Raw genomic sequence first — 9278 nt, forward strand, 5'->3', positions numbered from 1 at the left:
GCTTGCCGCCGCTACCCGTGCCGCCGCGATTGTTGCGGCCGCGCTGGCGCTTCATGCCCTTGAAATCTCTCATGTTCTCTTCTGAACCTGTCCGGCGGCGATCACTGTCGCGTCCGGCTGTTTGGCCTCTTGAGCGGGGTGGAACCCTGCGGTTCTGCCTTGGATGTTCTTGAGACGCTGGTTTCCGTAGAGCCTCCGCCCGGTTCGGGCGCGGCGATCAGCCGATCGGCCGTTCGCGCCTGCCGGGGGAGTCTCGCGATCATCGAAGCCGACGACCGCTTTCCCCTTCACCCGGCGATTTGGAAGGAAGCCCTATTCGTCTACCGCCTCACGCCGGGGTTTCCAAGGGATTTTTCACCCCCGTGACAACACGGTCGTTCACGGACAGATCCTTGACGGTGCGCACGTTGTGGGCGCCCGCCTCGCGGAACAGCGCCTCGACGTCCTTGGACTGATCATAGCCGATCTCGACCGCGAACATCGCGCCGGGCTTGAGCACCCGCAGGATCTCGCCGGCCAGCAGGCGGTAGGCGTCCAGGCCGTCGGGACCGCCGTCCAGGGCCAGGCGCGGCTCGTGGTCGCGCACCTCCGGCTCCAGGGTCTCGATCACGTGGGTGGCGATATAGGGCGGGTTGGAGACCACCAGGTCGAAGCTGTCGTCGCCCAGGCCGGCGGTCCAGTCGCCGCGCAGCAGGGCCGCGCGGCTGTCGAGGCCCAGGTTGGCGGCGTTCTCGCGGGCCACGGCCAGGGCCTCTTCCGAGACGTCGATCCCCAGCCCCTTGGCGGCCGGTCGCTCGGCCAGCACCGCCAGCAGGATCGTGCCCGAGCCGACGCCGAGGTCGAGCATGTTGAAGCTCATCTGCTCCGGGAAGGCCTTGAGCACCTCGTCGACGATGACCTCGGTCTCGGGGCGCGGGGTCAGGACGTTCTTGTTGACCTGCAGCAGGATCTTCCAGAACCCCTTGCGGCCGATGATGTGGCTGACCGGCTCGCGCGCGGCGCGGCGCTCGAGGAAGCTTTCCAGCGTCGCCATCTGCGCGTCGGTCAGCACCCGGTAGGGGTCGGCGATGATGTCGGTGCGGGTGACGTCGGCGGCCACTTCCAGCAGCAGGCGGGCGTCGATCGCCGGCTGGTCGATCTGGACGTCCTTCAGACGTTCCTTTGCGGCGGTCCAGGCTTTGACGAGGGTCAGGGTCATGGGCGGCTCCTTAGCGCGTCATCGCCGCCGGGGCGAGTTTGATCTCGATACCAGATTTTGGTACTTTGGCGGTCGGAGGATCCGATGAGCAAGAATACATCCGTCAGCCTCGGCGACCACTTCCAGACCTTCATCGAGGCGCAAATGGCCGACGGGCGCTATGGCTCGGCGAGCGAGGTCGTGCGGGCGGGGCTGCGCCTGCTGGAAAATCATGAGGCGCGGATGGCGGCGCTGAGGGCCACGCTGAACAAGGGCGTTGAAAGCGGCTTCATCGACGACTTCGACTTCGACGCCTTTATCGAGGAGCGAAATCGAAAGGCCGACCACGCTGAACCTCTTCCCGATTCCGGTGACTGAGAATGGATGAGGTTCAATAAATTCCGTCATCCCCCGACTTGTTCGGGGGACCCAAGCCGAAGCGGCTAAGTCAGCTTGGGTCCCCCGCATAAAGCGGGGGATGACGACGTTGGGGGATGACGACGTTGGGGGATGACGGGGTGGGGGATGACGGGGTGGGGGAGTCAGACGAGGCTGACCCCATCCCCCTCGCGCACCGCGCCGCCCTCTTCCACGTTCAGGTAGATGCCGCAGAACATGTGGCCGTAGTGGTCGAACAGCGCCTTGACCACCTCGATGTCGCGCTCGGCGGTCACCGGGTCGACGTGGGTGGCGGCGCAGCGGACGATGGGCTTGAGCACCTCGGCCCGGGCCTGGCCCACCCGCAGCGTCCGCCCCGTCCAGTCGTTCTCGACCCAGGCCGACCAGCCCTCGACATAGAGGTTGGCGCGGAAGCGCAGGGGGTCTACGGGACGGCCCAGCTTGGCCGCCAGGTCGCGGACGCTGGCCAGGTTGACGATCGAGACATAGCCGCTGCGGCTGTCCATGAACCGGTAGGCGCCCGGCCCCTCGACCACGCGCAGCGGGCCCGACGCCTCGTCGCCCAGCAGGCCGGCCAGCCAGGCCTCGAAACCGCGCCGCCCGGCCGCGCCGCGCAGGTCGCCGGCGAAATCGGGCTGGCCCTCGGCCGAGGCGGTCAGCATGCCGGTCGCCTCGTCATAGGCGGTGCGGGCCCTGGCGACCCGCGGGATCTTGGCCAGCACCGTGAACTTCATCTTCGAGATGTGGGCCGGCGCGTCCGGATCAAAGCCGCTGGGCCCGTCCTCGACGGCGTAGAGCCGGTCGCAGGGGAAGCAGGCCCCGGCGGTCAGCTGGACCTGGTCCAGCCGCTCGGGGGTGAACCCCTTCACGGGGTGGCGATAGAGGGCGGTGACCTGGGATTGCATGTCCGGCAAGGTCGGCGACGATCGGGGCCAAGGCAAGGCTTGGCCGCGAAGAACTTGCCCTCCGCGAGCCCCCTCCTCTAGGAACAAGGGCGCCGCTGCGGAATTTCCCATGCGGGAGACCGCGCATGACCGACAACACGCCACGACGTCCCATACGGTCGTGGATCGCCTCGCGGCCCTATCACCTGGCGCCCTGGATCGTGCTGCTGGCCCTGACGCCCTTCGCCCTGCCCCGGCGCGCGCCGGCCTCGCCCCCCGACACGCACGAGACCCCGATCGAGCATCCGCCCGGCCTGAGCGAGGACCGGGCGATGCCGCCGCACGAGTTCGACGAGGCCGAGCCCAAGCGCGGCCGCGCCGCCCGCCATCCGCATTTCATCCCGTGGCGCGGCTGGCGCGACATTCTCTGGCGCACCGGCCGCGAGGTCAGCGTCGACCGCCTGCCGGCCGTGGCCGGCGGCGTCACCTTCTACACCCTGCTGGCCATCTTCCCGGCGATCGGCGCCTTCGTCTCGCTGTACGGCCTGTTCGCCGACGTCGGTGCGGTCGAGAAGCAACTGCAGGAAATGTCCAACGTCTTCCCGGCCAGCGTCGTGCAGATCGTCGGCGAGCAGATGCTGCGCCTGGCCAGCCAGGAACAGACCAAGCTGGGCGCGGCCTTCGCCATCAGCCTGTTGCTGTCGGTGTGGAGCGCCAACGCCAGCATGAAGGCGCTCTTCGACGGGCTGAACATCGCCTATGACGAGGACGAGAAGCGCCACTTCGTCGCCAAGACCGCCCTGACCTACGCCTTCACCTTCAGCGCCCTGATCTATGCCGCGATCCTGGCCGGCGTGCTGATCGCCGCGCCGATCGCCCTCAAGGCCCTGGGCCTGGACGCGATCGCCGGGATCTGGGGTCCGCTGCGCTGGCTGACCGTGCTGGCGGTGACGGCCTTCGCCTTCGCCATGCTCTACCGCTTCGCCCCCTGCCGGGCCCGGCCGCGCTGGCGCTGGGTGATCTGGGGCGCGGTGCTCGGGGCCGCCGCCTGGCTGCTGGGGTCGCTGGGTTTCTCGCTCTACGTCAACACCCTGGCCCATTACGACGCCACCTACGGGCCGCTGGGGGCAGTGATCGCCTTCATGGTCTGGATGTGGTTCTCGATCATGACCGTGCTGGTCGGCGCCGAGCTGAACGCCGAGATCGAGCACCAGACCGCCATCGACTCCACCGTCGGCCCGGAAAAGCCGATGGGCGAGCGCGGCGCCGCCATGGCCGACACGGTGGGCCTGGCCTTCCATCCGTGGGAGGTGATCCGGCGCGAGGCGGGTGCGGTGAAGCGGGTGTCGGGCAAGGCCTGGAGCGCGGTCCGCCGACGCTGATCGCGCCCTCTTGGCAAGATCGCCCCCCCTCTTGGCAAGATTGGAAGGTCGTGGCTTAGCTCCCCGCCATGATCTTCGCCCCCGCCACCGAACCCGAATTCCCCGCCATCGTCGCCCTGGTCAATTCCGCCTATCGCGGGCAAGGCGCCCAGGCCGGCTGGACCACCGAGGCCGGCTATATCGACGGCCAGCGCATCGACCTGGAAAGCCTGAAGCAAGACCTGGCGGCCGCGCCCAGCGCCGTCCTGCTGACCCTGCGCGACGTGGCGGACGGTCCGCTGCTGGGCTGCGTCTGGCTGGAGCCGGACGCCGACACCCCGGGGGACGACGCCTGGTACCTGGGCATGCTGACCATCCGCCCCGACCTCCAGGACCGCAAGCTAGGGGCCGCCCTGCTGGCCCACGGCGAAGCCTATGCGCAAGGCCACGGCGCCCGCCGCGTCCGCATGACCGTGGTCCATCTGCGCGACACCCTGATCGCCTGGTACCAGCGGCGGGGCTATGCGCTGACCGGCGAGACCAAGCCGTTCCCGGTGGGCGAACGGTTCGGCAAGCCGCAGCAAGCGCTGTCGTTCGTGGTGCTGGAGAAGGGGCTGTAGGACGAAGGGGCGCGCGGCCCCGTGGTCACTGCAGCTGGCGCGCCCCTCGGCCGCTCTCCGAGATCGCCGCGAGAACCGGCATGGGCGGCCGATCCTGCCTCGACGCCGTCGCCTGGACCACCGCGTCGATCAGGCCGCTCGGGCTGAGCGGCTTGGTCACCACGTTCTGGAATCCCATCGCCACCAGCCGCCTGATGGAGTCCCGGTCCGCATCCGCCGTGAACGCCAGGATTGGCGTCGCGAGGTTCGGGCCTTGCGATGAGCGTATCCGGCGCAGGGCCCCCGGCCCATCCAGCCTGGGCATGCGCACGTCCATGAGGATCAGGTCGTAGGGCTGCTCACAGGCGCGTTGGACGGCCTCTTCCCCATCCGCGGCTTCCGAGATCTCGACGCCCGCCCCGGCCAGGAACAGCCGCGCCAGTTCGCGATTGGCGCGATTGTCGTCGACCACCAGGACGCGGACACCGACCAGGTCCAGCTGTTGATCGGTCGACCTCGCGCCGTCGGCCTTGGCCAGGCTGGCCAGCGGCGCGGGGATTCTGAACCAGAACCGGCTGCCCTCGCCCTCGCGGCTCTTGATCCCAATCTCCCCGTTCATGGCCTCGACCAGGCCCTTGCAGATCGCCAGGCCCAGGCCGGTGCCGCCCTGGGCGCGCGTCAGCGAGCCGTCGATCTGCGAGAACCGCTTGAAGAGACAGCCCTGCTTGTCCTGGGAAACGCCCTCTCCGGTATCAACGACCTCGACCCCGAGCACCTGGGCGACGCGGTCGTATCGCGTCCGCAGGGTGACGCTGCCCGACGCCGTGAACTTCACGGCGTTGCCGAGCAGGTTGAGAAGGATCTGCCGGATCCGATCGGGATCGACGCTGATGACCAGATCGTCGTCAGCGACGTCGGCGTCCAGGATGAGATCGAGGTTCTTCGCGCCGGCCTGGGGGGAGAACATGTCCAGCGTCGAACGGCTCAACTTGGCCAGCGAAATCGGCTGAGGCTGAATATTGACCCGGCCGGCTTCCAGCGTGGAAAAGTCGAGGATGTCGTTGACGGTGCACAGCAGCGCGCGGCTGGCGTCGGCGACCTGTCCCACATAGTGGCGGGTCAGGTCGGTCAGGTCGGGCTGCTCGACCGCCAGGCCGGTGAAGCCGATGATGCTGGTCAGCGGCGTGCGCAGTTCATGGCTCATATTGGCGAGGAACTCGCCCTTCACCGCCGCGGCGGCCTCGGCCTCGGCCTGGGCCAGGCGCAGTTGGGCCTCCAGCGCCTTGCGGGGCGCGATGTCGCGGATGACGTCGGCCAGGCCCGTGAAACGACCGGTGAGCGGGTCGGTGACCAGGGTCGGCTTGCATTCCAGCCACAGCTCGGCGCCGGACTTGTGCCTGGCGCGAAATTCCACCGGCCAGGTCGCGAGCGTGCCCTTCGAGGCGAACACCGCCTGGCACATCTTCAGGACCTTCTGCCCCTCCTCGGGCTCCATCAGCGAGATGAAGGTCCGGCCGACCAGTTCTTCCGGGGTGAAGCCGGTGATGGCCAGGCAGGCGGGCGACACATAGGTGAGAACCCCGTCGAGCCCGCTTTCGGCGATGATGTCCGGCGCATTGACCGCCAGGCGGCGGAAACGGGCTTCGCTTTCGACGACGGCGGCCTCGGCGGCCTTCTGGTCGGTGACGTCCACGACGGTGCCGATGACGGCGACGATCTCGCCCCGGGAGTCGCGTTCGACGCAGACCCGCCCCGACACGAACCGGACCTCGCCATTGGCGCGCACCACCCGGGTGGTCGCGGTTTCGCTGGCGTCGCAGCAGGCGAGCTGGCGTCGAATCCGCGCCATCACGGCGGCGTCGCCGGGGTGGGTCATGGCCATGATCGCATTGGCGTCCAGCGGCGCGTTCATGTCGAAGTCGTAGATGCGGTACATCTGGGCCGACCAGGTCACCCGTTGGGTGCGGACGTCCAGCCGCCAGTGGCCCAGGCCAGCCACGGTCTCGGCCACCTCGGCCTGCCGGGCCAGTTCCTCGGCCTTGTCGCGCGCCTGCGCCATCGCCGCCTCCGCGCCCTTCAGGTCGGTAATGTCCACGTTGACCGAGATGGTTCCGCCGTCGGCGGTGCGGCGTTCGGTGATCCTCAGCCAGCGTTCGCCGGCCGTCTTCTGGGTGAGGCTGGACGTTCCGCTCCAACGGGCGGCCAGGCGCTCGGCGATCCATTCGGCCTCTCGCCCGACGGCTTCGGGATAGACGCCCTGGGCGATGTTCCGCGCCAGCAGGTCGGAGAACGGCAGGCCGACGGTCAGCGCCGCGCCGTCGGCCTGGAAGAGATCGGCGTAGCGGGCGTTCCAGGTCACCAGGCGATCGGAGACGTCGTAGAAGGCCAGGCCCTCGGGCATGACGTCCAGCGCCTCGCGCAGGCGCCGGAGATTGCCGCGGTTGGCCGCGTCGAAGGCCACGCCGCTGATCGCCATGATCAGGATCAGCGCCGAGACCGCCGCGGTGACCGCCTCGATCATCGGATCGGACATCAGGGCGGCGGGCACGGTGATGCTGGAGTCGGGGATGATCGTCACGGCGGTCATGCCCGTGAAATGCAGGCCGATGATCGCCAGGCTGAGCACGCCGCCGGCCGCCACCTGGCGCCTGGGACCAACCGTCGGCCGGGCCACGAAAAACGCCGCGCCCGCCAGCAGGGCCCCGACCAGCACCGAGGCCACGACATAGCCGGCGTTCCATTGCAGGACGCCCGTCGTCCGGTAACCGGCCATGCCGACATAGTGCATGAAGGCGATGCTCAGGCCGATGACCAGGCCGCCGCCGACGGCGTTCAGCCCCCGCCGCGGACCGACCGCCGCCGAGGCGACGGCCAGACCCAGGGTCGCGCCGATGACGCCGACGAACAGCGACCCGATCGTCGCCAGCGGCGCGTATCCGACGGGAAGCCCGGTCTCGAAGGCCAGCATGGCGATGAAATGGGTCGTCCAGGCGCCGGCGCCGGCGACCACCCCGGCCATGGCCAGCCAGACCCAGCGCCTCGATGCCGGGAGCAGCGCCTTCGCATACAGGAAAAACGTCGCCAGGTTCGCCGGCAGGCAGACCAGCGCGGCGATCACCACCAGTCGCAAATCGTGTCCGTGCGAAATGCAAAGCAAGACGTTGAACATCGCGAAGTTCCCAAGATATTCTCAGCGACCTTCGCCATCTGTAGTTAATAACGCCTCAGAAAGTCACGCCCCCCGGGTGCGACAGATGGACCTAACCCTTCGGTTGCGTCACTGGAATGGGTCGCTGCACCGCTTGACGGAACAGGCCCGTCGATCAGCCGGCGCTTCTCTTGGAAAAACGGCGCGCGTTCCCATCGTCACCGCCCGGGATCTGGCGCTTTCCCCCGCTTCAGGTCGTCGCATCACGACCCGCCGCGTCGCCCGCCCGCGACATCACGACGCACGAGCTCCCAGGCGCCGGAGACTGTTGACCGACCCGGGCGCCGCGAGCGCGTCTTCAACTCAAAAGTCCCGTCATCACCCGCTTCATGCGGGTGATGACGGACGTGGGTTGATGTGGGCGTGAGAATATCCGCGGACGCGCGCGCCTTTGAGCTAGGCGTCCACGGCCCCTAGTAGCCCTCTTCCAGGCTCGCCAGCCGCGCCGCCTGGTCCTCGGCGATCAGCGGCTTGATGATGTCGTCCAGGGCGTCGCCCTCGATCACCCGGGCCAGGTTGTAGAGGGTCAGGTTGATGCGGTGGTCGGTCACCCGGCCCTGGGGGAAGTTGTAGGTGCGGATGCGTTCCGACCGGTCGCCGCTGCCGACCTGGCTCTTGCGGGCGTCGGAGCGGGCGGTGTCCAGCGCCTCGCGCTGCATGTCGTAGAGCCGGGCTTTCAGGTTCTTCATCGCCCGGGCGCGGTTCTGGTGCTGGGACTTTTCCGAGCTGGTCACCACCACGCCCGTGGGCAGGTGGGTGATGCGCACGGCCGAGTCGGTCTTGTTGACGTGCTGGCCGCCGGCCCCCGACGAGCGGTAGGTGTCGATGCGCAGGTCGCTGTCGTTGATCTCGATCTCGACGTCCTCGGCCTCGGGCAGCACCGCGACGGTGGCGGCCGAGGTGTGGATGCGGCCCTGGGCTTCGGTGGCCGGCACGCGCTGGACGCGGTGCACGCCGCTCTCGAACTTCCAGCGGCCGAACACGCCGTCGCCGGTCACCGAGGCGATGATTTCCTTGTAGCCGCCCATCTCGCCCTCGGAGACGCTGTCGACCTCGACCTTCCAGCCCTGCAGCGAGGCGTAGCGCTGGTACATGCGGAACAGGTCGCCGGCGAACAGGGCCGCCTCGTCGCCGCCGGTGCCGGCCCGCACTTCGAGGATGGCCGAGGCGTTCTCGTCCTTGTCGCGCGGGGCCAGCATCAGGGCCAGCTCGCGCTCCATGACCGGCAGCTTCTCGTCCAGCGCCTGCATCTCGTCGGCAACCATGGCGGCCATGTCCGGGTCGCTGGCCATCTCCTCCAGGCCGGCGCGCTCGGCGGCCAGCTTGGCCAGGGCCTGGACGGCCTCGGCCACCGGCCGCAGCTCGGCGTGCTCCTTGGAGAGCTTGACGATCTCGGTCCCGTCGGTGGCGGCGCCCATGCGGGCTTCCACCTCGCGGAAGCGGTCGAGAACTTGGTCGAGGCGGGCCTGGGGCAGTCGCAAGGTCGAGGATCACATGTTTGGAGGACGGCGGGCGGTCTCTGTACCGCTCGAAAGGCCCGGCGTCACGCGTCTACCAAGCTTGGCGGGGCGCCACCCTTTTCAAGGACCGTCATCCCCCGACTTGTTCGGGGGACCCAAGCCACGTCGGCCAGCTCGGCTTTGGTCCCCC

Annotated in this window: 7 protein-coding genes; 3 read left to right on the plus strand and 4 right to left on the minus strand. The window is 68.8% G+C overall.

Features of this window, described 5'->3' with window-relative positions:
- Positions 1 to 328 precede the first annotated feature (328 nt).
- A complete protein-coding gene (prmC, locus tag PMI01_RS25235) occupies positions 329 to 1198 on the minus strand; it encodes a peptide chain release factor N(5)-glutamine methyltransferase (protein ID WP_007676371.1) in 870 nt (289 codons plus the stop codon).
- Between the two features lie 84 nt (positions 1199 to 1282).
- Here prmC and PMI01_RS25240 point away from each other — a divergent pair, with 84 nt between their 5' ends.
- Complete coding sequence (locus PMI01_RS25240; RefSeq protein WP_007676373.1) at positions 1283 to 1555, plus strand: type II toxin-antitoxin system ParD family antitoxin; 273 nt, start codon at positions 1283 to 1285, stop codon at positions 1553 to 1555.
- Positions 1556 to 1719: 164 nt separating this feature from the next.
- Here the strand turns inward: PMI01_RS25240 and PMI01_RS25245 are convergent, their stop codons facing one another.
- On the minus strand, positions 1720 to 2481 hold the full coding sequence (locus PMI01_RS25245) for an MOSC domain-containing protein (protein WP_007676377.1): 762 nt from the start codon (positions 2479 to 2481) through the stop codon (positions 1720 to 1722).
- A gap of 125 nt (positions 2482 to 2606) precedes the next feature.
- On the opposite strand from PMI01_RS25245, the gene PMI01_RS25250 reads away from it, so the two are divergent.
- On the plus strand, positions 2607 to 3842 hold the full coding sequence (locus PMI01_RS25250) for a YihY/virulence factor BrkB family protein (RefSeq protein WP_007676380.1): 1236 nt from the start codon (positions 2607 to 2609) through the stop codon (positions 3840 to 3842).
- A gap of 68 nt (positions 3843 to 3910) precedes the next feature.
- The gene (locus PMI01_RS25255; protein ID WP_007676382.1) at positions 3911 to 4441 is read left to right on the plus strand and encodes a GNAT family N-acetyltransferase; all 531 of its coding nucleotides are present in this window, start codon (positions 3911 to 3913) and stop codon (positions 4439 to 4441) included.
- Between the two features lie 25 nt (positions 4442 to 4466).
- Here the strand turns inward: PMI01_RS25255 and PMI01_RS26295 are convergent, their stop codons facing one another.
- Together PMI01_RS26295 and prfA are read right to left on the minus strand one after the other, a co-directional pair.
- Positions 4467 to 7589: a PAS domain S-box protein gene (locus tag PMI01_RS26295; RefSeq protein ID WP_007676385.1), complete on the minus strand. Its 3123-nt coding sequence runs from the start codon at positions 7587 to 7589 to the stop codon at positions 4467 to 4469.
- A 452-nt stretch (positions 7590 to 8041) separates the two neighbouring features.
- Complete coding sequence (gene prfA, locus PMI01_RS25265) at positions 8042 to 9109, minus strand: peptide chain release factor 1 (protein ID WP_035038449.1); 1068 nt, start codon at positions 9107 to 9109, stop codon at positions 8042 to 8044.
- Positions 9110 to 9278 lie beyond the last annotated feature (169 nt).

The organism is Caulobacter sp. AP07 (genome assembly GCF_000281955.1).
Classification (GTDB): domain Bacteria; phylum Pseudomonadota; class Alphaproteobacteria; order Caulobacterales; family Caulobacteraceae; genus Caulobacter.